The following is a 26,922-nucleotide window of genomic DNA, read 5'->3' as shown; positions in this document are numbered from 1 at the left end:
CGCCCCACACCGGACGAGCCCTCCCGAACCAGAACTGTTCCCAGCCGGAACGGGACCCGGCCAGGACGGAAAAAGGCCCGGCGCCGGAGAGTCCCCCAAGACTCTCCGGCGCCGGGCTGTCCCCCGCAACCCCCGTATGCGGTGGCGTCGGGCTACTCCGTGGCGATCGCGTTCAGTACGTTCATCCGCCCTGCCCGGAAGGCCGGCACGAGGGCCGCGAACAGGCCCACGAAGGCCGATCCGACGAACACCCCGATGATCGTCGGCCACGGGATCTCCAGGACCTTCAGGCCCTCCAGAGCCAGCAGCTTCTGCGCGGTCGCGCCCCAGCCCATGCCCAGCCCCAGACCCAGCAGGGCGCCGAAGAGGGCGATGACGACCGACTCCATGCGGATCATGCGGCGCAGCTGTCGGCGCGAGAGGCCGATCGCCCGCATCAGGCCGATCTCGCGGGTGCGCTCCACGACCGAGAGGGCCAGGGTGTTGACCACGCCCAGGACCGCCACGACGATCGCCAGCGCCAGCAGGCCGTAGATCAGGTTCAGCAGCTGCCCGATCTGGTCCTTCATGGCCTGCTTGTAGTCGCTCTGGTCGCGGACCTTGTACTGCGGGTAGTCGTGCAGGGCCGACTTCAGCGACGTGTACGCGGCCGCCTGCTGTCCGTCCTTCGCCGAGGCGAAGACGAGCTGGTCGAGCGGCATCTTCTCGGCGGGCACGTACTTGGCGAGCGTGGCGGTGGAGATGTACTTCGAGCCCGCGTCGATGACGACGTCGCTGCTGGTGATGGCCCGGACCGTCAGAGCGGCGGTGGCGCCGTCCTTGAAGGCGACCTTGATCTTCGAGCCGAGGTGGATGCCGTGCTCCTCGGCGAACTTCTCGTGCACCGACATCGAGTCGGGCAGGTAGGCGTCCTCCAGGTTCCCGGCGACGGTCTTGGTGCGCAGGTCGGTGGCGTACGACGGGTCGGCGGCGGTGATGTCCGTGCCCTTGAGCGTCTTGCCGTCGGGAGTGGTGTAGTCCGCCTCCGCGACCCGGTACTCGGTGACCCGCGCCAGCCCCGGCGTCGACTTCACCGCCCGTACGGCCTGCGGGGTGATCGGCTGACCGCCGTCGTTCTGGATGATGAAGTCGGTGCCGACGCTCTTGTCGAGCTCGTCGGACGCGGAGGCGACCATGGAGGAGCCGACCACCGACAGGCAGGCGACCAGCGCGAGGCCGATCATCAGGGCGGCGCCGGTGGCGCCGGTACGGCGCGGGTTGCGCAGGGCGTTGCGTTCGGCCATGCGTCCCACCGGGCCGAAGGCCCGCAGCAGCACCGCGCCCAGCACCCGCACCACACCGCCCGCGAGGATCGGGCCGATCACCACGAACCCGATCAGGCTCAGGACCACGCCGATGCCGAGCCACAGCGAGCCCTCGCTCGCCTTGTCGGCGGCGGCCGCCAGGTAGAGGCCGCACCCGCCGGCGCCGGTGAGGAGCAGGCCCAGCGCCGCCCGTACGACACCGGCCCTGGCGTCGGACGGGGCGCCCGCGTCGCGCAGGGCGGCCATCGGGGAGACCTTGCCGGCCCGGCGGGCGGGCAGGTAGGCCGCCAGGACCGTGACCACGACACCGAGGACCATCCCGATCACCGGGGTCGTCCAGGCCACCGTCAGATCGTCGGTGGAGAGGTTCATGCCGGTCATGCCCATGAGCTTCATCAGACCGACGGCGATGCCGATGCCCGCGCCGACGCCGAGGACCGAGCCGGCCACGCCGAGGAGCAGCGCCTCGGCGAGGACGGAACGGTTGACCTGCCGACGGCTGGAGCCGATGGCCCGCATCAGACCGATCTCGCGGGTGCGCTGGGCGACCAGCATCGAGAAGGTGTTGATGATCAGGAAGATGCCGACGAGGAAGGCGATCCCGGCGAAGCCGAGCATCGCGTACTTCATCACGTTCAGGAAGTCGCCCACGTCCTGGCGGTTGGCGTCGGCGGTCTCCTTGGCGGTCTGCACCTTGTAGGCGCCGCCGGTCTGCGCCGTCACGTTCTTCTTCAGCTGGGCGTCGCTGACCCCGGAGGCGGCGGTGACGTTGACGTTCGTGTAGACGCCGGTCTTCCCGACCAGGGTGCGCTGGGCCGTCGCGGTGTCCAGGTAGAAGATCGCGGCGCCGGGGTTGGTGACGGTGAAGGTGGCGATGCCGGAGATCTTCGCGGTGTGCGTGCCGACCGCGCTGATCACGCCGATCTCGTCACCGAGGCCGAGGTGGTGCTTGTCGGCGGTGTCCGCGTCGACCATGACCTGACCGGAGCCCTCGGGCGCGGCACCGGAGGTGATCTTCATGGTGCGGGCTTCGTTGGCGTTCCAGCTGCCGACGATGGTGGGCGCGCCGCTGGAGGGCGACAGGTTGTCCTTGTCGGCGTCGACGACGGTCACCGCGCTGGAGAAGACGGTCCCCTCCGCCGACTTCACGCCCCGCGCCGCGCGGACCTCGGCGAGCACGGAGGCCGGCATGACCGGCGGCCTGCCGTTGCCGGCCGTCGTCTCACCGGTGTCCGAGGCGCTCTTCGCGCTCACCGTCACATCGGAGGAGGTGGCCGCGAACAGCTTGTCGAAGGTGGTGTTCATGGTGTCGGTGAAGACGAGCGTCCCGCAGACGAACGCCACCGACAGCAGGACGGCGACGGCCGACAGGGCCATGCGTCCCTTGTGCGCGAAGAAGTTGCGCATCGAGGTCTTCAGCACGGTCATGACGTACGCCCCCGGGCGTCGAAGTCCTTCATGCGGTCGAGGACGGTGTCGGCGGTCGGCTTGTACATCTCGTCGACGATCCGGCCGTCGGCGAGGTAGAGCACGCGGTCGGCGTACGAGGCGGCCACCGGGTCGTGCGTGACCATCACGATCGTCTGGCCCAGCTCGTCCACCGACTGGCGCAGGAAGCCGAGCACCTCGGCGCCGGCCCGCGAGTCGAGGTTCCCGGTCGGCTCGTCACCGAAGATGATCTCGGGGCGGGCGGCGAGCGCGCGGGCCACGGCGACGCGCTGCTGCTGGCCGCCGGAGAGCTGGCTGGGCCGGTGCTTGAGCCGCCCGGCGAGGCCGACGGTGTCCACGACCCGGTCCAGCCACGCCCGGTCCGGCTTCCGTCCGGCGATGTCCATGGGCAGGGTGATGTTCTCTATCGCGTTGAGCGTCGGCAGCAGGTTGAACGCCTGGAAGATGAACCCGATCCGGTCCCGGCGCAGCTGGGTGAGCTTCTTGTCCTTCAGGCCGGTGATCTCGGTCTCGTCCAGGTAGATCTGACCGCTCGTCACGTTGTCGAGCCCGGCGAGGCAGTGCATCAGTGTGGACTTGCCCGACCCCGAGGGGCCCATGATCGCGGTGAACTGACCCCGGGCGATGTCCACGTCGACGTGGTCGAGCGCGACGACACGGGTCTCTCCGGACCCGTAGGCCTTGACGACCTGGCGCGCTCGCGCGGCAACGGCCGTACGCCCTCCAGTGCCCCCGTGCCTGGTGATGGTCACAGCCGATGTCACGGTATATCTCCTATATCAGTCTGCAGATGGACGCACCGGTCCCCGGTGCGCGTGTGTGCGTCGATGCGAGTCGATGCGTCGATGCGTGTGGGTGCGTCGATGTGTGTGTGCGTCGGTACGTGGTCGTCCCGCCGTCGGTCCGTCGTCGGACCGTCCTCGGTACGACACTCAGTCTGTCGGCGGACGCGGGGCCGGCGCGCTGGTGCCCGGCACCCTCTTTCCGGGGGGTTAACCCCACCCTCCGGCGGTGGCGGTGGGGCGCCCCGACGAAGTAGAGCCAGCCTAGGGACGGCACCGGGGCCGTCTCCTCCTCCGGCGGTACGAACCGTCCCCGAGCCGTTGTACGGAGATACCCCTAGGGGCGGTCCACCGCCGGGTGGAGAAGCCCGCCAGGGGCCGCTCCACCCGTCGGCCCGACCAGCGTCCGCCCTCCCGTCGCGTCAGGATCAAGTGGGAAGCTGTCGGGCGGGATCGTTGCATGGGGCACGGGAAGGGGATCCGGTGAGCGGTACGACACCTGCGATACGCGGCACCGCACAGCGCGCGGCCACCGGACAGCGGGGCGCGGTGGTCGCCGCGCTGATGCTCGCGATGGCGCTGGCGGCCCTCGACTCCACCATCGTCTCCACCGCCGTCCCGCAGATCGTCGGCGACCTCGGCGGCTTCTCCGTCTTCTCCTGGCTGTTCTCCGGCTATCTGCTCGCGGTGACGGTCTCCCTCCCGGTCTACGGCAAGCTCTCCGACACCTTCGGCCGCAAGCCGGTGCTGGTGGCCGGCGCGGCCGTCTTCCTGCTGGGCTCCCTGCTGTGCGCGCTCGCCTGGAACATGGCGGCGCTGATCGCGTTCCGCATCGTGCAGGGCCTGGGCGGCGGGGCGTTGCAGGGCACGGTGCAGACCCTCGCGGCCGACCTCTATCCGCTGGAGGAACGCCCGAAGATCCAGTCCAAGCTGTCCACCGTGTGGGCGGTGTCGGCGGTCGCGGGCCCGGGCCTGGGCGGGGTACTGGCGGCCTACGCCGACTGGCGCTGGATCTTCCTGGTCAACCTGCCGATCGGCGCGGTCGCGCTGTGGCTGATCGTGCGCCATCTGCACGAGCCGCGCCGGGAGTCGCGGCGCGCGTCCGGCGCACGCGCGCGGATCGACTGGGCGGGCGCGCTGACGGTGTTCGCGTGCGGTGGCGTCCTGCTGACGGCGCTGGTGCAGGGCGGGGTGGCGTGGCCGTGGCTGTCGACGCCGTCCATGGCCCTGTTCGGCACCGGACTCGCCCTGGTCGCGCTGGTCGTCGTGGTCGAACGCCGGGCCGCCGAGCCGATCATCCCGGGGTGGGTGTGGCGCCGCCGCACGATCGCGGCGGTGAACCTCGCGCTGGGGGCGCTGGGCCTGCTGATGGTGGCACCGACCGTGTTCCTGCCCACGTACGCGCAGTCGGTGCTGGGCCTGGCTCCCGTCGCCGCCGGATTCGTGCTGTCCGTATGGACGTTGAGCTGGCCGGTGGCGGCCGCGCTCAGCCAGCACGTGTACCGGCGGATCGGCTTCCGCGACACCGCGATGCTGGGCATCGGCGTGGCCACCCTGATCCTGTTCGCGTTCCTCTTCCTGCCCTATCCCGGCCAGGCCTGGCAGCCGACGCTGCTGATGCTGCTGCTCGGCGCCGCCCTGGGCCTGTTCCAGCTCCCTCTCATCATCGGCGTGCAGTCGACGGTCGGCTGGGCGGAACGCGGCACGACCACCGCGTCCGTGCTGTTCTGCCGGCAGACCGGCCAGACGATCGGCGCCGCCGTCTTCGGCGCGGTCGCCAACGGGGTGCTCGCGGCGCACCTGGGCGGGACGGGCGACCTGGACTCCGTCACCCGGGGACTGGACGGGGGCGCGGCGCCGGAGGCCACCCGCCGGGCCGTCGCGGACGCGGTGCACGCGGTGTACCTCGGCGCGGCCTGCGCCGCCGCGCTCGCCTTCCTGGTGCTGCTGTTCGTGGCACCACGCCGTTTCCCGGTACTGCGGAACTCCGCCGACCGGCCCACCGCGGAGGCCGGCCCGCCCACTTCGGAGACGGACCGGCCGGCTCCCGGCAGCGAACGACCCGCTCCGAAGACCGACACCATCCCGGGACCGGCCGACACCCTCCCGGGAACCGACTGATCCACTCCGGAGACCGACCCGACCCGACCCCGGAGGCCGACCTCGCCGACCCCGGAGGCCGATCCCATCCGCCCCGGAGGCCGACGCGGCCCGCGCCCCAAGACCGGCCGATCCGCGCCCGAAGACCGGCCGATCCGTTCCCGGAGACCGGCCGGCCCCCTCCCGGGTTAACGCGGGTAACACCGCAGGTCGCACGGGCAAGCGCATACCTACCGCCCAGTTCGGCGAAAAACGCCCGCACGGGAATCGGCCCGAGTAGCGTGCGGGAACCGCACCCCCACCTCCCTGCGGTCCGCCGCCACGGACCCGAGCCACGCAAGGAGCCCGGGATGACACATGACCCGTACTCGTCGTACCCACATCACCCGCACCACCCTCAGCACCCGCACCACCCGCCGCAGCAGCCCCCCACCTACCCCTGGCAGCCACAGCGGCCGCCGGAGCCCGTCCCGCGCCGCCGGCCCCGCCGCGAGTCGCTCGGCCGCCACAGCGACCTGCGGATCCTGCGCGGCGCCTACCGCCGGCAGCGGCGCGTGGCCACGCTCACCGCACTCGGCTACTTCACGGTGTTCCTGCTGCTGTCCGCCCTGGCACCGTCGTTCATGACCCGCCCGGTGACCGACGGCCTGCCCGCGGGACTGCTGCTCGCCCTGCTCCAACTCCCTGTCACCTGGCTGGCGATCGCGCTCTACGAACACACCGCCCGGCGCCATGTCGACCCGCTCGCGGACCGCATCCGCAGACTGGCCGAACTCGACGCCAAGCGGGGGGCCGCCCGATGACCGGCTTCAGCGACAGCGCGCAGAGCATGTCCCTGATCGCCTTCACGGCCGTGGCCACCCTCACCCTGCTGCTGTGTGTGATGACCGGCCCGGACAACGACGACCTCGACGCGTTCTACACCGGTTACGGCTCGCTCTCCCCGCTACGCAACGGCCTCGCGATCGCCGGTGACTACATCTCCGCGGCGACCGTCCTCGGCACCGGCGGGGTGATCGCCCTGTGCGGCTACGACGGGGTCGTGCTCGCGCTGAGTACCGCGCTGTCGCTGCTGCTCCTGATGTTCCTGCTGGCCGAACCCCTGCGCAACGCGGGCCGGTTCACCATGGGCGACGCGTTCGCCCGCCGGATGCCCGGACGTACCGTGCGGATGGCCGCGTGCGCGGTGACCCTCGCCGCGCTGCTGCCGCTGATGCTGGTGCAGCTCGCGGGAACCGGCCAGTTGCTCGCCTTCATCCTCGGCTTCTCCGGCGACTCCCTGAAGACGGCCTGCGTCCTGGGACTGGGCGCGCTGATGATCAGTTACGCGGCGATCGGCGGGATGAAGGGCACCGCCCTGATCCAGATGCTGAAGATCGTGATGCTGCTCGGCTCGGGCGCCGTGGTGGCCGTACTGATCCTCCAGCGCTTCGACTGGAACCCGGGCACCCTCTTCGACGCGGCGGCGCGGCAGAGCGGGGTCGGCGCCGCCTTCCTGCACTCCGGGCTGCAGTTCACCGGCGGTGCCCATCCCCGGCTCGACATGGTCACGTCCGAGTTGACCGTGGTGCTGGGCGGCGGCTGCCTGCCCCACATCACCATGCGCATGTACACCGCCTCCAGCGCCCGTCAGGTGCGCCGTTCGATGTCCTGGGCGGTGTCGGGCGTGGCCCTGTTCGTCCTCGTCATCACCGTCGTCGGCTTCGGCGCGACCGCGCTGCTCGGCCGGGCCGCGATCGCACGCGCCGACCCGCAGGGCAACACGGCCTATCTGCTGGGCTCGCGCGCGGCCTTCGGTCCCGACGTGTCGACGGCGGAGACCCTGCTGTTCACGACCGTCACCACGGCGATCTTCCTGACGGTGCTCGCCTCCGTCGCCGGGATGATCCTGGCCTGCGCCAACTCGCTGGCCCACGACGTGTTCGCGGCCCGGGCGCGGGAGATGACCCCGCGCCGCGAGATGCTGCTGGCCCGCCTCTTCGCCCTGGCGGTCGGCATCCCCGCGGTCCTGCTGGCCACCCAGGTCCAGCACCGCAGCCTCCAGCCGCTGATCACGCTCTCCTTCTGCCTGAGCGCCTCGGCCATCGCCCCCGCCCTGGTCTACGGCCTCTTCTGGCGCCGCTACACCCGGACCGGCCTGCTGTGGACGCTCATCGGCGGCTCGCTCTCGGTCCTGCTGCTGATGCCGGGCACCAACCTGGTCTCGGGCTCGCCCGCCTCCGCCTTCCCCGAGGCCGACTTCACCTGGTTCCCGTTCACCACCACCGGCCTGGTCACCATCCCGCTGGGCTTCGCCCTCGGCTGGCTCGGCACGGTCGTCTCGGGCCGCCGGCAGGCGCGGGAGCAGCGCCGGCAGTACGAGGCGGTGGAGGGCCGGCTGCTGGCGGGAGCGGTACGCGGGGACGAGTGAGACGCGCGAGACAAGTGAGACGAGCGAGCGGGTGGCGGGCCCACGGGCGGCGGGCCGGCGGAAGTGACCCGGCGTGCGAGCGGGCGTGGGGGCTACTCCACCGGTGCGCGGCCGGTCAGGGCGGTGAGGCTGCTGCGTACATGGTCCATGTGGGCGCGTACGTCGTCCCACCGCTCCCCGTGCTCCCGCAGCACCTGCTCCGTGTCCCGCGCGATCCGGTCGGCCCTGACCCGGGCCTCGGCCAGCAGCTCGGCCGCGCGCGCCCGCGCCTCCTCCTGCCCGCGATGCGCCGACCGCTCGGCGTCGGCGCACGCCTGCCGCGCCTCGCCGAGCCCGGCCTCGGCGCGCGCGACCAGGCCGGCGTGGCGGGCGTCGAGCGCGTCCGCGTGCTCGACCGCCACCCGCTCCGCCTCGGCCCACCGCCCGGCGTGCTCCTCGGCCTGTTCGGCGAGCGCCGCGGCGGTGCGCCGGCGCGCCTCGCGCAGTGCGGACAGGGCCTCGCTGCGGGCCTCCTTCACCTCCCGCCGGGTGCCGATGCGGAGCCCGTCGGCTTCGGCGCGTGCCACGAGCAGCCCCTGACCGGCGCTTTCCTCGGCCTCCTCGCGGATCCCGTCCGCGCGTTCCCGCGCCGTCCGACGCACCGCCAGGGCATCCTCCTCGGCCTGCGCGACCTGCTGCCGCGCCGCACCGCGCGCGTCTTCCCGCACCGCCGCCGCCTCTTCCTCCACGAGCCGGAACACCCGCTGCGCACGCTCCCCGAGCGACTCGTACGTCTGCGGGGCGAGCCGCGCGACCGTCTCGCGCAACCCGGCCGCCGCCGTCTCCATCTCCTTGGCGAGCACCGTGAGCCGGGCGGCGCGCTCCCAGGAGGCGTCACGCTCGCGGGAGAGCGCGGCCGTGCGCGCGTCGACCTGCTCGGGGCGGTAGCCGCGCCCTCGGACGGTCACGAAGCCGTGCGGCGACACCGATGCGCTGCTCATCCCGGGAGCCCCTCTCCACCATGCACACACGGCATGACGATGTGGCGCACATCCTGATATACCGGGCGCAAGTGTTCATAACGCGACACTCCGCAGACACGTCACGGCAGGAACGGACACAGAGCCCAAAAGGACGGCGGCCCCGGTCACTCGACCGGGGCCGCCCCGCTTGTCCGCTGGATCCGCCGCTCCTACCCGGTCAGAGCAGCCCGTCCCACATCTGCTCCAGCAGCACCGACCACCAGCTCTCCGGCGAGCCGAGCGCCGCCGGGTCCAGCGAGGCCAGCTGCGCCTGGAAGTCGACGGTCCAGCGGCCCGCCTGCTCCTGGTTCAGGCCGAAGCGCAGCCGCCACATGCGGCCGAGCAGTGCCAGACAGCGGGCGAACTCCGGCAGACCCGTGTTCACGAACTGCGGCGGCACCGACACACCGCCGGGCCCCGCCTCCACGGGCACGGCGACGATGTTCGCCGTGCCGTACTGCACACAGATCGCCTTGCCGAAGTCGCTGCCCATCACCAGGTAGGAGCCCGCGTCCGGCGACGGCTGCACACCACGCTCCTGCGCCAGCTCCGCGAGGGTCGGCACCGGCCGTCCCGGCTGGGCCTGCGCCCAGAAGAACGGGCCCATGTCCGCCGGCAGACCCGCCACCACCAGCGTGTGCGCCACGACCGGCGGCACACCCTGGCGGGACACCGCGGCCTGCTCGAACCGGAACACCCCCGGCCCGAACGCCGCCGCCAGCTCCTGCGCGACACCCTCGGGCGGGATCGGCGGCGCCGCCTGCACCGGCGGCAACGGTGCGCGCACCGGCGCCGGGCGCGCGGGTCCGTCCGCCACCTGATGCAACTCGCCCTGATGCGCCAGCAGTTGCCGCATGCCCTGCTGGCGGCTCGCGTGATCCGTGCCGTACGGCGCGATGCTCGCGATCCGTGCCTGCGGCCACTGCTCCCGGATCATCCGGGCGCAGTACGCACCCGGCAGCTCGCACGACTCCAGCTCCGTGTGCAGCTCCAGCACCTGGTCCGGCGGGACGTTCATGCCGCGCAGCTCGTGGAAGATCTGCCACTCCGGATGCGGCGTACCCGGCGCGGAACGCCGGATCAGCTGCTGCTCGGAACCGTCCTGGGCTCGGTAGCGCAACACGGCCTGGTAACCCGGACCGACCGTGGGCGGCGCGCTGGGCGACGGCATGGGCTGAACCGGCGGCGGCACGGCACCCGGCGCCATCGGCTGGGGCCCGCCCGGAGCACCCGGCACACCGGGCATACCGGGGGCGACCGGCGCGGGCGGCGGCGGGAACGCGCCGGGGCCACCCACCGGGGGCCCGGCCAGCATGGTCTCCGCGTGATGCACGGCACCCTGCCCGCCCCCTACGGAACCGGGGGCACCGGGAACACCCGGGACGCCCGGAACTCCCGGAGCGGCGGGTGCGCCCGGGAAACCGGGGACGCCCGGCGGGTGGGGCGCACCCGGAGCGCCGGGCGGATTCGGCGCGGTCGGCCCACCGGGAACGCCCGGAGGCTGCGGCGCGGGCGGCGTACCCGGGGCGCCCGCACCGATCCGGCCCGGGTCGGCCAGCATCGTGGCGGCGTGGTGGGCACCCCCCGGCGGTGTACCGCCGGGTGCGCCCGGCGCGGGCGGCATCCCGGGGGCGCCGGGCCCCTGGGGTCCCTGGGGCCCTTCGGGCCCGAGCGCCGACACCAACTGCGTGGGTACGTATCCGCCCGCCGGAGCCCCCGGCGCACCGGGCGCGCCGGGACCGGCCGGCGCGGCGGGCGACGGGCCGTCCGGCCGCGCACCCGGGACGCCCGGAACGCCCGGCGGAGGCGGCGGCGCACCGGCGCCACCGCGCGCACGACGCGGCGGTGCCGCCTTGCTGGTCGCGGCGTCGGCGATGTCCCCGGCGTTCGGCGGCAGCGGCCGGGGCGAGCCCTGCGGATTCCCGTACGCGGACGCCCCAGGCGCGGGCGCGCCCTGCGGCGGACCGGCGGGCGCGCCCGGCCCGCCGGGGGCCCCCGCACCCTGTGGATACCCGTACTGCGGGGCACCCGGCGGCGTACCCGGAGCGGGCCGCTGTCCCTGCGGATACCCGTACGTCTCGGCACCCGGCGGCACGGGCGGCGTACCGCCCGGCACGGTCCCCGGCACCGGCGCACCCGGAGCGGCGGGCGCACCCGGACCCTGCGGATATCCGTACGTCGCGGCCTGACCGCCCGGAGCCTGCTGCTGCCCCTGCGGATACCCGTACGGCGCGCCGGGCGCCCCCGGCGGGAACGAACTGTCGAGCACGGGCGTCACCGCCGTCGGCGGGAGCTGGCTGCCGCCCGACATCAGCGCCGTCTCGGCGTCCGGCCGCGCCGGGGACGGCGGGCCGTCGTCGGCGCCGCTCAGCGGCGGCGCGAACACGGTCGCGGGCAGCGGTACGGAACGGTCGTCACCGGAGTCCCCGTTGGTGTCCGTACCCGCCCAGGGCGTCGCCCCCGCGGGCACACCAGGCGCTCCCGCGCCGTCGTCACTCCCCGCCCCCGCGGCGGGCCACGACACCCCGCTGCCGGACGCGCCGCCCTGCGGGCCCTGCACGCCGGGCGCACTCAGCCCACCGCGCGCCCCCGAATGACCCGACGCACCAGCGGACGCGGCCGCCGCCCCCGGCACCCCCACCTGAGTCTCCGGAAGCGAACTCCCGCCCCCCGAAACCCCGTCGGGACCACCTGCGGCCGCCCGGGCGCCCTCGCCCCGACGGTCCGGAATGCCCAGCCTGTCCGCCGCCTCCTGCAACCACTCCGGCGGACTCAACAAGAACGACGTCTGGTTCAGATCCACCCGCGCCGCGGGCGCCGGCACCGCGTCGGCCACCGCGTCCTCGACACGGCCGTACTCCTCCTCGTACCGGCGGATCACCTCACCCACCGGCAGCGCGGGCCACAGCGTGGCCTCCCCGCTGTCCCGCGCGATCACCAGCCGCTGCGCGCCGCCGTCCGAACGCGGCCCGTCCGCGCGGTCCTCGGCCCACACCACGAACCCGAGGCCGAACTCCCGCACCCGCACCTCACGATGCTGGTACGCGGGGACGTCCCCGTTGACCCACTCCTCCGCGCGCTCCTGCGCCTGCGCGTACGTCACCATCGCCGAAGTCACTCCCCCACCGAAGCCGCTGACACGGCGGAAGCCGCCGAGGACACCGGCACCGCCCGCGCGAACCCGCCGTCCACCATCAGGTTCGCCACCGTCTCCAACTCCGGCGGGCTGCCCGCGAGCCGCGACAGGAAGACGTCGAAGTCCTCACCGCAGGGCAGCAGCAACCGCTCCACCCGCTCCGCCGGCGCCCAGCCCGGATCCGCGTCCCGCACATCGTCGTACGCGCAGAACCACACCGAACCGATCCGGTCGCCCTTCGCCTTCACGGCCAGCAACCCGCCCTGCACGAAACCGACCCCCAGGAAATCCTTGGTCAAATGGTCCCGCAGGCACTTGTTCACATACACCAGGTCGTTGACCGCCGCCTCGTCCCGCACCGTGAAGAACGGCTGGTCGATCAGCAGCCCCAGCTCCGCGTCCAGCGCGGTGCCCACCGGCGCACAACCGCCGGCCGCCTTCAGGAACGACCGGTACGCGCCCGGCAGCCGGTACCCCAGGTCCTCCTCGACCCCCTGCACCTGCTGCTCCGACACCGCGGCACCCGACTTCGGCAGCCCGAAGTGCGCGGGCCGCGTCTCCTGCAACGGCCGCGTCCCCCGCTTCCCCTGGTCGACCGACGTCGTCGCGATCCCGGCGTGGTGCCGCAGCAACGCCTTCACCTCGACCGGCACCAGCTCCAGACGCCGCGAACCCACCACGTGATGCCACGTCCAGCCATGGGGAGTGGCCACGTCGGCCACCGTGTCCCACAGTTCGTGCCCCGACGCCGACATCGCCGCGTTCGCCGACACGTAGTCCGTCAACCGCAACTCGTCGACCCCGAAACCCTCCGGCGGCTCCGCGATCTCCGCGGCGGCACGCGCGTACGGCGAGAAGTCGGGATAACCGTGCTCGTCGACCCGCACCCCCCTCGGGTGGCGGGCGGCCCGGACCGGATCCGGGAAGTGCACGACCTGCCCGGCATAGGCCGCGTTCGGCGGCGCGGCTTGCCCGAGCCGACCTGTCGTCATGGCGGTTGCCCCCTGCGGCACTCTGTACGACCCCCAGCGCTCCGGTTCCGCTTCCGGCTCCGGCGCACCACGGCCCGTATCGGACTGTCTCCTACGGTCGCGCACGCGCGTTGACCGCGCGCAGCACGGTGGCGACAGCCTATGCGGTACGACGACACCGGTCACCGGGCCTCCAGTTCCGTGACCAGCCGTCACCCCGCCGTGACAGCCCGCCCAAACCCGGGCGTGTCGCACCGCCCCAGCTTCCGCACCAGCCACGCGATTTGGCACCCTGGGTCCGCCGGGGGGATGCTCGGGAGGGGATGACGATCATGAACGCGACGCAAACGGGGCCGCACGCCGGGCCACGCTCAGCCACGTCCGGGGACCCACGGGTGGGCTGGAGCGCCACCGAAACGGCCCACGCGCCCACGCTCCACCACCGCCGCGACGGCATACTCCCCACCATCGCCGCCGCCCTCTCCGTACGCGGCGCCACCCTCACCGGCACCGCCGCCCGCGGCGACCAGCCCCCCGCCCTGCACCCCCTGGTCCAGGACTTCCTCGACACCCTCGGCAGCGCCCAGCGCGACCGGTTCACCGGCCGCTGCGCCGAGGCACTGCTCATCTCCCGCCACCTCGGCGCCGCCGACGCCGCCCGCAGCAAGCGCGCCGCCCGCAAACCGATGACCAACGGCGAAGCCCGCAAGATCCTCAAGGGCGCCAAACTCACCGCCCGCCACATCCGCGAGGACGGCGACCCCCTCCACGGCGGCTTCGCCACCCCCTGCCGCGCCTGCACCACCCTCAGCGCCCACTTCGGCGTCCGCGTCGTCGACCCCGCGGAAACCGTCGACTGACCCCCCTCACCCCCCCACAGGCTTCCCCCGCACCACCCCATGACCCCGACGAACGCAGGGCAGATGCACCCGGACCGCACCTCGACCACCCGTTTTCCCGTCCCCGTCGACGCCGCCCTGCGCGCCGCCGGCTGGCAGCCCGGACGGTGGGACATCAAACAGGCCGAGATCTGGGCCGACACCCTGCGCGAACACACCTCGCCCGCCGGACACCGCCACACCGTGTTCCCGGCCGCCGTGGAAGCCTGGGCCGAGTTCGGCGGCCTGCACCTGACACCCCCCGGCCCCGGCCGGGGGGTGACCCCCACCGCGCTCCACCTCGACCCCCTGCACGGCCTGCACATGGCCCGCACCCTCGGCGACCTCGGCCGCGCCCTGGACACCGAGGTCTGCCCCCTCGGCGCCGAGACCGACTCCCAGGCCGTCCTCACCATCGACACCGAAGGCCGCGTCTACACCCTCGACCACACCGGCGACTGGTACCTCGGCCCCGACCTCGACCAGGCCCTCGCCGTCCTCGTCTGCGGCATCGAACCCGTCCGGCTCACCGCGGGGTGAACCGCCGCGCCGACGCGACCGGCGGCACCGACGGAATCACCGCCGACACCCGGAAGCCCCCCGCGTCCGTCGGCCCCGACACGAACGCGCCCCCGAGCGCCGTCACCCGCTCCTTCATCCCGACCAGCCCGTTGCCCCCCGACGGCAGCCGCGCCGACGACGCCGAGGACCCCTCCGACGGCGGCTCGTTCTCCACCTGCATCGCGATCTCCGACCGCCGGTGCGCCAGCCGCACATACGTCTTCGCGCCCGCCGCGTGCTTGTGGACGTTCGTCAACGCCTCCTGCACCACCCGGTACGCCGTCTGCTCCACCTCCGGCGGATACGACCGCGACTCCCCCTCCACCGACAGATCCACGACCATCCCCGCGGCCGCCGACTGCCCCACCAACTCCTCCAGTTCCTCCAGGCACGGCCCCTCCGCCTCGTCGGCCGCCCGCGAGGCCGCCGCGGCCGCCGCCGCCCCCACCGCGGCCAACGGCACCGAGGGGCGCTCGCCCCGCCCCGCCGCGCCGTCACCGCTGCGCAGCACACCGAGCATCTCCCGCAGCTCGGTCAACGCCTGCCGCCCCATGTCCCCGACCAGGGCGGCGTTGCGCACCGCCTTCTCCGGATCCTTGCGGGCCACCGCCTGGAGCGCGGCCGCGTGCACCACCATCAGGCTCACCCGGTGCGCGACGACGTCATGCATCTCCCGCGCGATCCGCGTCCGCTCCTCGTTGCGCGCCCACTCCGCCCGCTCCTCCGCCCGCTCGGCCAGCAGCTGAAGCTCCCGCTCGAGGCTGTCGGCCCGCTCCCGCAGGCTCTCCATCAGCCGCCGCCGCGCCCCCACGTACAGGCCGAGCAGCACGGGCGGCGCCGTCAGCCCCAGCGACGTCGTGATCGAAGCGAACGGTATGAACCAGTCACCCAGCGCGAAATCCCCGCGCGCCATGTCCTGGCGCACCCGCACCAGCATCACGATCAGCGTCCCCACCAGGGACATCCCCGCCAGCGAGGCGATGATCCGACGGGGCAGCTCCGACGCGGCCAGCGTGTACAGGCCCACGATGCCCATCAGGTAACCCATCTGGGCCGGCGTGATCGCGATCGACACCAGCACGACGGCGATCGGCCACTTCCGCCGGATCAGCAGGACCGAACCGGCCAGCAGCCCGAACCCCACCCCCGCGGCCAACGGGATCCCCGCGTCCCGCCCGAATCGCACACCCTCGAACGCGCATTCCACCGCGGACAGCGCCGCCAGCGCCCCGTCCAGCGCGGCACTACGCCACCTCGCCCACCACCACGGCCCCGTGCGGGCCGCGGCGCGGTCTTCCCCCGTCGTGGTCATGTCCCCAGCCTACGGGCGGCGGCCCGGCCTTTTCCGGCGAGTTTCCACGACTGGCCCACACCACACCCCGCCATCGAAGAGCAACGAAACCCCCCGGTATCGCTCGAACTCCTGAACCACCACGTGTTCGACCACGGAACCTCACATTCCGTCCGGACGGCACGCCCATGGCACATGCGAGCGACGAGCACGCGGACGTCGAGGGGTTCGTTCTCCCCGCGGGTACGCCGGACCCGTCGGCGTCGAGAGCGCGATGTCGTACCGTCGCATGGAAGGCGCCTGGTACGGCATAGTGTTGGGTGCCAACTCGGCGGCCTGACCAAATGTCTGGTTCAGCCGATATTGTTCCCCCGTGGTGTAATTGGCAGCACTGTGGCTTTTGGTGCCATCTGTCCGGGTTCGAGTCCTGGCGGGGGAGCCGCAACACACAACACGCGTCCGGGCCCTGACAGCACTGTCGGGGCCCGCTCTCATGTCTCTCACGAAACGCCCCGGTATCCTGCGGATGTCCCCACCCTCCACAGCCGAAGGGCAACCCCGTGAGCGCCATCCGCCCGGCCGCCGTCGTCGTCCTCGCAGCGGGTGAGGGCACCCGTATGAAGTCGGCCACACCCAAGGTCCTGCACGACATCTGCGGTCGCAGTCTCGTGGGCCATGTGCTGGCCGCCGCCCGTGAGTTGAACCCCGCGCACCTCGTCGTCGTGGTCGGTCACGCCCGCGAGAAGGTCACCGCGCATCTCACCGAGATCGACCCCAAGGCCCGTACGGCCGTGCAGGAGCAGCAGAACGGCACCGGCCACGCGGTCCGCATGGGCCTGGAGGAGCTGGGCGAGACGGTGGACGGGACGGTCGTGGTCGTGTGCGGCGACACCCCCCTGCTCTCCGGGGAGACGCTGCGCCGGCTCGCCGCGACGCACGCCGAGGACGGCAACGCGGTGACCGTGCTGACGGCCGAGGTGCCGGACGCGACCGGGTACGGCCGCATCGTGCGCGAGGACGCGTCGGGCGCCGTGACGGCGATCGTGGAGCACAAGGACGCCAGTGACGCGCAGCGGGCGATCCGGGAGATCAACTCGGGTGTCTTCGCGTTCGACGGCCGGCTGCTTGCGGACGCGCTGGGCAAGGTGCGGACGAACAACAGCCAGGGCGAGGAGTATCTGACGGACGTGCTCGGGATCCTGCGTGAGGCGGGACACCGGGTGGGTGCCTCGATCGCGCGGGACCACCGGGAGATCGTGGGCATCAACAACCGGGTGCAGCTCGCCGAGGCGCGTCGCATGCTCAACGACCGGTTGCTGACCGCGGCGATGCTCGGCGGGGTCACGGTGGTGGACCCGGCGACGACCTGGGTGGATGTCACGGTGACGTTCGGGCAGGACGTGATCGTGCACCCGGGCACGCAGCTCCAGGGTTCGACGCAGCTCGCCGAGGGTGCGGAGGTCGGTCCGAACAGCCGGCTGAAGGACACGAGGGTGGGCGCGGGGGCCCGGGTGGACAACACGGTGTCCGACGGGGCGACCGTGGGTCCGGGGGCCAGCGTGGGGCCGTACGCCTATCTGCGGCCGGGGACGCGGCTGGGCCCGAAGTCGAAGGTCGGCACGTACGTGGAGACGAAGAACGCCTCGATCGGCGAAGGGACGAAGATCCCGCACCTGTCCTACGTCGGTGACGCGACGATCGGTGAGTTCACGAACATCGGTGCCGCGAGTGTGTTTGTGAACTACGACGGGCAGGACAAGCACCACACGACGATCGGCGCGCACTGCCGTACCGGTTCGGACAACATGTTTGTGGCTCCCGTCACGGTGGGGGACGGTTCCTATACGGCCGCCGGCTCCGTGATCACGAAGGATGTGCCGCCCGGTTCGCTGGCCGTGGCCCGTGGCCAGCAACGGAATATCGAGGGTTGGGTGGCTCGCAAGCGTCCGGGGAGCGCCGCGGCGAAGGCGGCCGAGGCGACTTCCCGGGAGCCGGCCGGCGAAAGCTGACCGGAAACGGGTGCGTCTGGGACGGCGTACCGTGATAAGTGCACACCCGCACCCCACCAGCTGAGACGGCCGTTCATAGTCAGCTGAGCAGGCCTCTCGACACCCAGCTGAGACACCTCTGAGGAGACAGTGCTGTGACCGGGATCAAGACGACCGGCGAGAAGAAGATGATGTTCTTCTCCGGCCGCGCCCACCCCGAGCTTGCCGAGGAGGTCGCCCAGCAGTTGGGTGTCGGGGTTGTCCCGACGAAGGCCTTCGACTTCGCGAACGGCGAGATCTACGTCCGCTACCAGGAGTCGGCACGTGGCGCGGACTGCTTCCTGATCCAGAGCCACACGGCTCCGATCAACAAGTGGATCATGGAGCAGCTGATCATGATCGACGCCCTGAAGCGTGCGTCGGCACGCTCCATCACGGTCATCGTGCCGTTCTACGGTTACGCGCGGCAGGACAAGAAGCACCGTGGCCGTGAACCGATTTCGGCGCGTCTGGTCGCGGACCTGATGAAGACGGCGGGTGCCGACCGCATCCTCACCGTCGATCTGCACACGGACCAGATCCAGGGCTTCTTCGACGGGCCCGTCGACCACCTGTTCGCGCTGCCGCTGCTCGCGGACTACGTGGGGCGGAAGGTGGACCGCTCCAAGCTGACCGTCGTCTCGCCGGACGCCGGCCGGGTGCGGGTGGCGGACCGCTGGTGCGACCGGCTCGGTGCGCCGCTGGCCATCGTGCACAAGCGGCGCGACAAGGACGTGGCGAACCAGGTCACCGTCCACGAGGTCGTGGGTGAGGTCGAGGGCCGGGTCTGTGTGCTGGTCGACGACATGATCGACACGGGCGGCACGATCTGCGCCGCGGCGGACGCGCTGTTCGCGCACGGCGCGGAGGACGTCATCGTGACGGCGACGCACGGTGTGCTGTCGGGTCCGGCGGCGGACCGTCTGAAGAACTCGCAGGTCAGTGAGTTCGTGCTCACCAACACCCTGCCGACGCCGGGTGAGCTGGAGGTGGACAAGATCACGGTGCTGTCCATCGCGCCGACGATCGCGAACGCGGTGCGTGAGGTGTTCGAGGACGGTTCGGTGACGAGCCTGTTCGACGAGCAGTAGTCAGCGGCGCCGTAAAGATCCTTTTGGGAACGGCCTCCCTGTCCGAGTAGACTGTCGAAGTTGCTCGGCGAGGGAGGCCGTTCTCCGTTCTCATGCGGGGAGTTCGGCTGTCCGTTATCGACGCGCTCTTCGTAGCAGGCCGTTCGTGGCCGGGTGACCACGTCCGCCTTTCTGACACTACGAGGAGTGATCATGTCCGAGATCAAGATCTCCGCCGAGACCCGTACCGAGTTCGGCAAGGGTGCCGCCCGCCGTATCCGCCGTGACCACAAGGTTCCCGGTGTGCTGTACGGCCACGGTTCGGACCCGATCCACCTGACGCTGCCGGGTCACGAGCTGCTGCTGGCGCTGCGTACGTCGAACGTCCTGATCTCCCTGGACATCGACGGCAAGTCCAACGAGCTGGCGATCCCGAAGTCCGTCCAGCGCAACGCCGTGCGCGGCGCGCTGGAGCACGTCGACCTTCAGCTCGTGAAGCGCGGCGAGAAGGTCACCGTCGAGATCCCGGTGCAGGCCGAGGGCGAGCTGGCCGCGGGCGGCAACCTGCTGGAGCACGTGCTCAACGCGCTGCCGGTCGAGGCCGAGGCCACGCACATCCCCGAGTCGCTCACGGTGTCCGTCGAGGGCCTGGAGGCCGGCGCCTCCGTCCTCGCCAAGGACATCACCCTGCCGTCCGGCGTGACGCTGAACGTCGACGGCGACACCGTCGTCCTCCAGGTGCTGGCCGCGCAGGCGGAGGAGGCGCCCGAGGGTGCCGAGGCCGCGGGCGACGAGGCCGCCGAGGCCTGATCCTCGCCGTCGTCGTTTTCTCTCGTCAGCCGCTGTTCCCTTCAGGGTTCTGAAAGGGAACGGCGGCTGGCGCGTATCCAAGGAGACATGCAGGTGACGACCGACGCCAACGCCCCCTGGCTGATCGTGGGGCTGGGCAATCCCGGGCCGGAGTACGCGATGAACCGGCACAACGTGGGGTTCATGGTGGCCGATCTGCTGGCCGAGCGGATCGGGGGGAGGTTCAAGCGGGCGGGCAAGGCACAGGCGCAGGTCGTCGAGGGCCGGATCGGTCCGCCGGGTCCGGCGAGCCGGCGGGTGATCCTGGCGAAGCCGATGTCGTTCATGAACCTGTCGGGCGGCCCGGTGAACGCGTTGCGGGACTTCTACAAGGTGCCGCTCGCGCACGTGGTCGCGGTCCATGACGAACTGGACATCGACTACGGGGTGCTGCGGCTGAAGTCGGGCGGCGGTGACAACGGGCACAACGGGCTGAAGTCGATGACGAAGGCGATGGGCGCGGACTATCACCGGGCGCGCTTCGGGATCGGCCGGCCGCCGGGGCGGATGCAGGTGGCGGATTTCGTGCTGAAGGACTTCTCGTCGGCGGAGCGCAAGGAGCTGGACTACTTCGTGGACCGGGCGGCGGACGCGGTGGAGTGTCTGGTCATCGAGGGCCTGGAGCGGGCCCAGTCGACGTACAACTCGTAGCGGATGTACGGCTCGTAGCGGACGCGGCGCCCGTAGCGGACGTATGGGTCCACGTCACGCACCGCATTGACTTTCCGCAAGGCGATGGCCAAGGATCGCGGCCATGCCTTCTGCCGTCCGCTCCACTCAGGGTGCCCAGGCCGCCATGCGCTTCGGCCGGTTCGCGGCGATGGGCACGGTCGCCGTGCTGATCCTCATCGCGGGGGTGTGGGCGTCCTGGGCGACCGCCCAGCACGTGATGCTGACGAAGGGCCGGGAGAGCGGCACGGTCCTGATCACCGGCTGCGGCACGGACACCTGCACCGGCCCGTACACCCCGCTGTCGGCCGGGTCGACGGCCCGCGCGGCGGTCGTCATCAAGAAGTCGGTCGCGGTCCGCAAGGGCCGGACGTACGACGTCGTGGTGAAACCGGACGCGGACGAGGTGGTCCGCTCGGGGCCGGCCGGAGTGCTCTACGCCTGGGTCCCGCTGGGCGGGGCGCTGCTGCTCGCCTCGGTGGTGGTCGCGGGCGGGCTGCGGCGGACCCGGGTGGCGTGGGTCATGGCGGGGGCGGGGGCGCTGCTGCTGACGACCGCGTTCGTGGCGGTGCAGTAGGCGCGGACGGCCCCGCGGACACGGATCGGCCCCCACGCGGCCGCACGGATACGCATCGGTCCCCACGCGGCCCCGGCGGACACGGATCAGCTCCCACGCGGCCCCGCGGACGCCCGGGGCCGGAGCTCCGGACACACCGGTGCCCCCGGACCCGTGCGGGTTCGGGGGCACCGGTGTGCGCGGACGCGGGTCAGCCGGTGTTGCGCAGGCCGGCCGCCACGCCGTTGACCGTCAGCAGCAGCGCCCGGGACAGCAGCGGGTCGGGCTGCTCGCCGGCCGCGGCGGCGTCGCGCTGCCGCTTGAGCAGGGTGACCTGGAGGTGGGAGATCGGGTCGAGGTAGGCGTCGCGGATGGTGAACGTCTGCTTCAGCACCGGCGTCGCGTCGAGCAGCTCCCGCTCGCCCGTGATGCGCAGCACCTCGCGGACGGTGAGTTCGTGCTCCGCCCTGATGGTGTCGAAGACGTGCTTGAGCTCGTCCGGGACCAGGGTGTCGACGTAGTGCCGGGCGATCCGCAGGTCGGTCTTCGCGAGGGTCATCTCGACGTTGGAGACGAAGTTTCGGAAGAAGTGCCACTGCTCGTGCATCTCGTCGAGCACGGTGTCGAGGCCCGCCTCGCGCAGCGCCTTCAGACCGGAGCCGACGCCGTACCAGCCGGGGACGATCTGCCGGGACTGGGTCCAGCCGAACACCCACGGGATGGCCCGCAGACCGCCGAGCCCGGCGCCGGTGTCGGGCCGGCGGGAGGGACGCGAGCCCAGGTGGAGGTCGGCGAGCTGGTCCACCGGGGTCGAGGCGAAGAAGTACGCCGGCAGGTCAGGGTCGTCGACCAGACCGCGGTAGGCGGCCTCGGCCGCTTCGGACACCACGTCCATCGCCGCGTCCCAGCGCGCCAGCGCCTCCCCCGACTGGCGGGGGGCGGTGTGCAGCGCGGAGGCCTGGAGGGTGGCCGCGACGGTCAGCTCCAGGTTCTCCCGGGCGAGGGAGGGGATCAGATACTTGTCGGAGATCACCTCGCCCTGCTCGGTCACCTTGATCTCGCCCTCCAGGGTGCCCCAGGGCTGGGCGAGGATCGCGTCGTGCGAGGGGCCGCCGCCGCGGCCGACGGTGCCGCCGCGGCCGTGGAAGAGGCGCAGCCGGACGCCGTAGCGGTGGGCGACGTCGCGCAGCCTGCGCTGAGCGCGGTGGATCTCCCACTGGGAGGTGGTGATGCCGCCGAACTTGGAGGAGTCGGAGTAGCCGAGCATGACCTCCTGGACGTCCCCGCGCAGCGCGACCAGGCGCCGGTAGGACGGGTCGGAGAGCATGTCCTCCAGGATCGTGTCGGCGGCCTTGAGCTCGTCGGTGGTCTCCAGCAGCGGCACGATGCCGATCCTGGCCCAGCCGCCGTGCAGGTCGAGCAGACCGGCCTCACGGGCCAGGACGGCGGCGGCGAAGACGTCGTCGGCGCCCTGGCACATGGAGATGATGTACGACTCGACGACCTCGGGGCCGAACACCTCCAGGGCCCGCTTGACCGTCTGGAAGACACCGAGGGTCTTCGCGCCGGCCGCGTCCACCGGCGCCGGGGTCGAGGCCAGCGGGCGCCGCGAGCGCAGCTCCTTGGCCAGCAGCTTCGTACGGTAGACGCGCGGCATGTCCGCGTACCGCCAGGACTCCTCGCCGAGCCGGTCGAACAGCTGACCGAGGGCGTGGTGGTGGGCGTCGGCGTGCTCGCGGACGTCCATGGTGGCGAGCTGGAGGCCGAAGGCGGCCAGCGTCCTGATGGTGCGGTCCATGCGGCCGTCGGCGAACAGGCCGCCGCGGTGTTCGCGCAGCGAGGTCTGGATCAGCGTCAGGTCGTGCAGCAGCTCGGCGGTGCCGAGGTAGTCGTGGCCGGGGTCGTGGGGCGTGCCCTTGGCCAGGCGCAGCTTGGTGTTCTCCAGCTTCTGCCGGATGCAGGTGGCCTTGAGCCGGTAGGGCTCCTCGGCGTTGAGCCGCTTGTAGCGGGGGCTGATCTCGGGCAGCCGTTCGAGGTCGGTGCGCAGGGAGTCCAGGAGCTCCTCGGTGGCGCCGGTGTAGCGGATGGAGTTCGACAGGAAGCCGCGCAGCTCGTCGATCATCTCCAGGGCGTCGTTGATGCCGTGCTCGTGCTGGAGGATCAGCACCTCCCAGGTGACCTCGGGGGTCACGTTGGGGTTGCCGTCGCGGTCGCCGCCGATCCAGGTGCCGAAGGTGAGCGGACGGGAGTCGTCGGGGAGGCTGACGCCGACGCGCTCCAGCTCCGCCGTGAGGTCCTCCAGGACGTCGCCGACGGCGCCCGCGTGCAGCTCGTCCAGGTAGTAGATGGCGTTGCGGGCCTCGTCGGCGGGTTCGGGGCGCACGACGCGCAGCTCGTCCGTCTGCCACACCAGGTCGATGTTCTCGGCCAGCCGGGTGTCGGTGCGGCGGCGGTCGGACTCGATGACGGGGCTGTCCAGGAGCGCGGCGATGCGCCGGAGCTTGTTCAGCACCGAGCGGCGCGCGGCCTCGGTCGGGTGAGCCGTGAACACGGGACGGACGTTGAGGTGCTTGACCGTCTCGCGCAGGTGGTCCGGATCGGCGTCCTTCAGCCGATCGGCCGTACGGGCGAGGAGGCCGCCCTCGGCGGCGCGGCGGGCGCGCAGCTCACGGCCTCGGTGCACCTGCTCGGTGACGTTGGCCAGGTGGAAATACGTGGAGAAGGCGCGGACCAGCTTGGCGGCGGTCTCCAGCTCGATACCGCGCAGCAGCTCGGCGGCGGCCTCGCCGTCCTCGCGGGTGAGGCGGCGGACCTTCTCGACCAGGTCGAGGAGCTCGGGGCCCTCCTGCCGGACGAGGGTCTCGCCCAGGAGGTCACCCAGTCGGCGGATGTCGGCGCGCAGCTCACTGCCGGTCGTCGTGGTCCGGTCGTCGGCACTGCTCACAGGTGCGGCTCCTTGCAGTGTTGAAGCTCGTCTGGGAGGGAACCCGGAGAACGTCTCGCGCGGCGGCTGCCGCATACGGGCCGGGCATCCGGGAATGAATCAGAGCGGACCGCGCTGTCCGACCGACTCCAAGGATAGGTGTCGACGCGGACGCGCAGGCTGTCGGGCTCTTGCCGCCGGGCGGCGCGCTGACATACTTACGACGCCGTAGGTTACGGAACCGTAGGGAAGCTCCACGCGGTCCCGTCGACGTCGCACCCCTCTCACCCTCGACCCCACAGGGGACGCCCATGACCACCCGCCCCGACGTGATCAAAGACGCCCCGCAGGCCGCCACGCCCGCAGCCACTCTGGGCGGCGAGCGAAAGGGTTCGATCGAGCAGCTCACCCTGCTGCTGTTCATCGTCGTCCCGTTCCTCGCGCTCCTCGCCACGGTGCCGCTGGCCTGGGGCTGGGGAGTGAGCTGGCTGGACATCGGCCTGCTGGTCTTCTTCTACTACCTGGGCTGCCACGGCATCACGATCGGTTTCCACCGGCACTTCACGCACGGTTCCTTCAAGGCCAAGCGGCCCCTGCAGATCGCTCTGGCGATCGCGGGGTCGATGGCGGTGGAGGGCCCCCTGGTCCGCTGGGTCGCGGACCACCGCAAGCACCACAAGTTCTCCGACGCCGAGGGCGACCCGCACTCCCCCTGGCGCTACGGCGAGACGGTCCCGGCCCTGATGAAGGGCCTGTGGTGGGCGCATATCGGCTGGATGTTCGACGAGGAGCGGACCCCGCAGGAGAAGTACGCGCCGGACCTGGTCAACGACCGGACGCTGCGGGCGATCTCGCGGCAGTTCATCCTGTGGACGCTGCTGTCCCTGGCGCTGCCCGCGCTGATCGGCGGCCTGGTGACGATGTCCTGGTGGGGCGCGTTCACCGGCTTCTTCTGGGGTTCGCTGGTCCGGGTGGCCCTGCTGCACCACGTCACCTGGTCGATCAACTCGATCTGCCACGCGGTCGGCAAGCGCCCGTTCAAGTCCCGGGACCGCTCGGGCAACGTGTGGTGGCTGGCCGTGCTGTCCTGCGGTGAGTCCTGGCACAACCTGCACCACGCCGACCCCACCTCCGCACGGCACGGTGTGGAGCGCGGGCAGCTGGACTCCTCCGCGCGCCTGATCCGCTGGTTCGAGCAGCTGGGCTGGGCGTCCGACGTGCGGTGGCCGTCACGCTCGCGTATCGATTCGCGCCGCAGGACAGGGGAGGACGGCTCCCGGCAGGGGACGGCGACCGCCGACGCGGCATGATTGACGGCGTGGCGACCGATCCGAGCAGCACCCCCAGCAATGAGAAGCCCCGGCGCGCTCGTCGCACCCGTATGACCGGTGCGGAGCGCCGACAGCAGTTGTTGGAGATCGGTCGCACGCTGTTCGCCGCGAAGGGCTTCGAGGGCACGTCGGTGGAGGAGATCGCGGCGAAGGCCGGGGTGTCCAAGCCGGTGGTGTACGAGCACTTCGGCGGCAAGGAGGGCCTGTACGCGGTCGTCGTGGACCGGGAGATGCGGCGGCTGCTGGACATGGTGACCGGTTCGCTCACCGCGGGCCATCCCCGTGAGCTGTGCGAACAGGCCGCGTTCGCTCTGCTGGACTACATCGAGGAGTACACGGACGGCTTCCGCATCCTGGTCCGTGACTCCCCCATCCCCCAGTCGACGGGGTCCTTCGCCTCGCTGATCTCGGACATCGCCACCCAGGTGGAGGACATCCTGGGCCGCGAGTTCAAGAGCCGCGGCTTCGACCCGAAACTCGCCCCCCTCTACGCCCAGGCCCTGGTCGGCATGGTCGCCCTGACCGGCCAGTGGTGGCTGGACGTGCGCCGCCCGAAGAAGGCGGAGGTCGCGGCACACCTGGTGAACCTGGCGTGGCACGGCCTGGACGGGCTGGAGGCCAAGCCCCGGCTGATAGGGCACCGCAAGAGCTGAGCCGCCCGCCACTCACCCGTCCGGCTCAAGGAACTCCAGCCGGTTGCCCACCGCCGGGGTGGCGAGTCGGACGTGGTGGATGGCTGTGAGCATGGCTCAGGCCTTCTTGTGGGCGACGGCGAAGATGCGGCGGAACGGGAACGGGGTGCCGTGGGCGCCCGCCGGGTAGGCCTCGCGCAGGGCGGCCCGGTAGGCGTCGAGGAACTCCGCGCGGGCCTCCGGGTCGTCGGCGAGGGCGGTGAGGACCGGCCGCAGCCCGGTGCCCTTCACCCAGTCGAGGACCGGGTCGCCACCGGTCAGCAGATGGACGTACGTCGTCTCCCACGCGTCCACCGCGCAGCCGAGGCCGGCCAGGTGTTCCAGGTAGGCCGCCGGGGCGAGAACGGCGTCGTCGTGGCGCAGGGTGTCGGCGAGGCGGTCCCGCCAGCGGGCGGAGCCGGCCAGGTCGCGCATCAGCCGGTGGCTGGGGGCGTCGAAGTTGCCGGGCACCTGGAAGGCGAGGGTGCCGCCGGGCGCGAGAGCGGCGATCCAGTCGGCGAACCGGCCGACGTGCCCGGGCACCCACTGCAGGGTGGCGTTGCTGATGATCAGGTCGTACGTCTCCGCGGGCGTCCAGGTGCGCACGTCGGCGTGGGCGAAGTCGAGGCGGCCGCCGGCCGGGGTGGGGCCCGCGTGGTCCACGTCGGCCTTGTCGAGCATCTCCGCCGAGTTGTCGTAGCCGGTGATGTGCGCGGTGGGCCAGCGCTCGCCGAGGTGGACGGTGACGTTGCCGGGTCCGCAGCCGAGGTCGGCGATCCGGGGCCGGTCGCCGGGGAGGTCCGGGACGCGGGCGAGGAGGTCGGCGAAGGGGCGGGCGCGGTGGTCGGCGTGGCGCAGGTACTGGGCGGGGTCCCAGGTGGGGCTGGTGGCGGACATGGGGGCGGGCCTCCTCGGAAGTCACCGGGTGCGCGGTCGCCGGTGG

20 protein-coding genes and 1 tRNA gene are annotated in these 26,922 nt (G+C 72.1%); 13 read left to right on the top strand and 8 right to left on the bottom strand.

The window, feature by feature from the left end; genetic code table 11:
* Nucleotides 1–152 precede the first annotated feature (152 nt).
* The gene (locus tag ACWCQK_RS25595) at nt 153–2,732 is read right to left on the bottom strand and encodes an ABC transporter permease (RefSeq protein ID WP_451158635.1); all 2,580 of its coding nucleotides are present in this window, start codon (nt 2,730–2,732) and stop codon (nt 153–155) included.
* Nucleotides 2,729–3,517 (bottom strand): ABC transporter ATP-binding protein, encoded by a 789-nt coding sequence (locus ACWCQK_RS25590; protein ID WP_451158633.1) that lies wholly within the window; start codon nt 3,515–3,517, stop codon nt 2,729–2,731. Before ACWCQK_RS25590 ends, ACWCQK_RS25595 begins: the two co-directional genes overlap by 4 nt.
* A 501-nt stretch (nt 3,518–4,018) precedes the next feature.
* Between ACWCQK_RS25590 and ACWCQK_RS25585 the strand changes: the two genes are divergently transcribed.
* The 3 genes from ACWCQK_RS25585 to ACWCQK_RS25575 all read left to right on the top strand — a co-directional run bounded on the left by ACWCQK_RS25585 (nt 4,019) and on the right by ACWCQK_RS25575 (nt 8,045).
* On the top strand, nt 4,019–5,656 hold the full coding sequence (locus ACWCQK_RS25585; protein WP_451158631.1) for an MFS transporter: 1,638 nt from the start codon (nt 4,019–4,021) through the stop codon (nt 5,654–5,656).
* A gap of 329 nt (nt 5,657–5,985) precedes the next feature.
* On the top strand, nt 5,986–6,438 hold the full coding sequence (locus ACWCQK_RS25580) for a DUF485 domain-containing protein (protein WP_451158629.1): 453 nt from the start codon (nt 5,986–5,988) through the stop codon (nt 6,436–6,438).
* Nucleotides 6,435–8,045: a sodium/solute symporter gene (locus tag ACWCQK_RS25575; protein ID WP_451158627.1), complete on the top strand. Its 1,611-nt coding sequence runs from the start codon at nt 6,435–6,437 to the stop codon at nt 8,043–8,045. The genes ACWCQK_RS25580 and ACWCQK_RS25575 overlap by 4 nt, the downstream gene beginning before the upstream one ends.
* Before the next feature lie 92 nt (nt 8,046–8,137).
* Here the strand turns inward: ACWCQK_RS25575 and ACWCQK_RS25570 are convergent, their stop codons facing one another.
* The 3 genes from ACWCQK_RS25570 to ACWCQK_RS25560 all read right to left on the bottom strand — a co-directional run bounded on the left by ACWCQK_RS25570 (nt 8,138) and on the right by ACWCQK_RS25560 (nt 13,174).
* Entirely contained in the window at nt 8,138–9,025 is an 888-nt protein-coding gene (locus tag ACWCQK_RS25570; RefSeq protein ID WP_451158625.1) for a cellulose-binding protein, read from the bottom strand.
* Between the two features lie 199 nt (nt 9,026–9,224).
* Nucleotides 9,225–12,152 (bottom strand): SUKH-4 family immunity protein, encoded by a 2,928-nt coding sequence (locus ACWCQK_RS25565; protein WP_451158806.1) that lies wholly within the window; start codon nt 12,150–12,152, stop codon nt 9,225–9,227.
* Between the two features lie 8 nt (nt 12,153–12,160).
* On the bottom strand, nt 12,161–13,174 hold the full coding sequence (locus tag ACWCQK_RS25560; RefSeq protein ID WP_451158623.1) for an HNH endonuclease: 1,014 nt from the start codon (nt 13,172–13,174) through the stop codon (nt 12,161–12,163).
* Between the two features lie 302 nt (nt 13,175–13,476).
* On the opposite strand from ACWCQK_RS25560, the gene ACWCQK_RS25555 reads away from it, so the two are divergent.
* Together ACWCQK_RS25555 and ACWCQK_RS25550 are read left to right on the top strand one after the other, a co-directional pair.
* Complete coding sequence (locus ACWCQK_RS25555; RefSeq protein ID WP_451158621.1) at nt 13,477–14,013, top strand: YwqJ-related putative deaminase; 537 nt, start codon at nt 13,477–13,479, stop codon at nt 14,011–14,013.
* Nucleotides 14,014–14,076: 63 nt separating this feature from the next.
* The gene (locus tag ACWCQK_RS25550) at nt 14,077–14,571 is read left to right on the top strand and encodes an SUKH-3 domain-containing protein (protein ID WP_451158804.1); all 495 of its coding nucleotides are present in this window, start codon (nt 14,077–14,079) and stop codon (nt 14,569–14,571) included.
* Here the strand turns inward: ACWCQK_RS25550 and ACWCQK_RS25545 are convergent.
* Nucleotides 14,558–15,904: a sensor histidine kinase gene (locus ACWCQK_RS25545; RefSeq protein ID WP_451158619.1), complete on the bottom strand. Its 1,347-nt coding sequence runs from the start codon at nt 15,902–15,904 to the stop codon at nt 14,558–14,560. The two genes, ACWCQK_RS25550 and ACWCQK_RS25545, sit on opposite strands and share 14 nt — an antisense overlap.
* Before the next feature lie 346 nt (nt 15,905–16,250).
* Here ACWCQK_RS25545 and ACWCQK_RS25540 point away from each other — a divergent pair.
* From ACWCQK_RS25540 to ACWCQK_RS25515, 6 genes are all read left to right on the top strand, one after another.
* Nucleotides 16,251–16,322, top strand: a tRNA-Gln gene (locus tag ACWCQK_RS25540).
* Nucleotides 16,323–16,443: 121 nt separating this feature from the next.
* Entirely contained in the window at nt 16,444–17,892 is a 1,449-nt protein-coding gene (gene glmU, locus ACWCQK_RS25535) for a bifunctional UDP-N-acetylglucosamine diphosphorylase/glucosamine-1-phosphate N-acetyltransferase GlmU (RefSeq protein ID WP_451158617.1), read from the top strand.
* A gap of 134 nt (nt 17,893–18,026) precedes the next feature.
* Entirely contained in the window at nt 18,027–19,001 is a 975-nt protein-coding gene (locus tag ACWCQK_RS25530) for a ribose-phosphate diphosphokinase (protein ID WP_451158615.1), read from the top strand.
* 192 nt (nt 19,002–19,193) lie between these two features.
* A complete protein-coding gene (locus tag ACWCQK_RS25525; protein WP_451158613.1) occupies nt 19,194–19,790 on the top strand; it encodes a 50S ribosomal protein L25/general stress protein Ctc in 597 nt (198 codons plus the stop codon).
* 87 nt (nt 19,791–19,877) lie between these two features.
* On the top strand, nt 19,878–20,480 hold the full coding sequence (pth, locus tag ACWCQK_RS25520) for an aminoacyl-tRNA hydrolase (protein ID WP_451158611.1): 603 nt from the start codon (nt 19,878–19,880) through the stop codon (nt 20,478–20,480).
* 103 nt (nt 20,481–20,583) lie between these two features.
* The gene (locus tag ACWCQK_RS25515; RefSeq protein WP_451158609.1) at nt 20,584–21,075 is read left to right on the top strand and encodes a hypothetical protein; all 492 of its coding nucleotides are present in this window, start codon (nt 20,584–20,586) and stop codon (nt 21,073–21,075) included.
* A 190-nt stretch (nt 21,076–21,265) separates the two neighbouring features.
* Here the strand turns inward: ACWCQK_RS25515 and ppc are convergent, their stop codons facing one another.
* Nucleotides 21,266–23,998, bottom strand: a complete 2,733-nt coding sequence (gene ppc, locus ACWCQK_RS25510) for a phosphoenolpyruvate carboxylase (protein WP_451158607.1) — start codon at nt 23,996–23,998, stop codon at nt 21,266–21,268.
* Between the two features lie 290 nt (nt 23,999–24,288).
* Between ppc and ACWCQK_RS25505 the strand changes: the two genes are divergently transcribed.
* Nucleotides 24,289–25,287, top strand: a complete 999-nt coding sequence (locus tag ACWCQK_RS25505; RefSeq protein WP_451158605.1) for an acyl-CoA desaturase — start codon at nt 24,289–24,291, stop codon at nt 25,285–25,287.
* Nucleotides 25,284–25,961, top strand: coding sequence for a TetR/AcrR family transcriptional regulator (locus ACWCQK_RS25500; protein WP_351144349.1), 678 nt, complete (start codon nt 25,284–25,286; stop codon nt 25,959–25,961). The genes ACWCQK_RS25505 and ACWCQK_RS25500 overlap by 4 nt, the downstream gene beginning before the upstream one ends.
* Before the next feature lie 96 nt (nt 25,962–26,057).
* Here the strand turns inward: ACWCQK_RS25500 and ACWCQK_RS25495 are convergent, their stop codons facing one another.
* Complete coding sequence (locus ACWCQK_RS25495) at nt 26,058–26,876, bottom strand: trans-aconitate 2-methyltransferase (RefSeq protein ID WP_451158603.1); 819 nt, start codon at nt 26,874–26,876, stop codon at nt 26,058–26,060.
* Between the last annotated feature and the right edge of the window lie 46 nt (nt 26,877–26,922).

The sequence above is a fragment of the Streptomyces sp. NPDC002306 genome (genome assembly GCF_053593435.1).
This window is presented reverse-complemented; position numbering and strand designations above follow the sequence as displayed.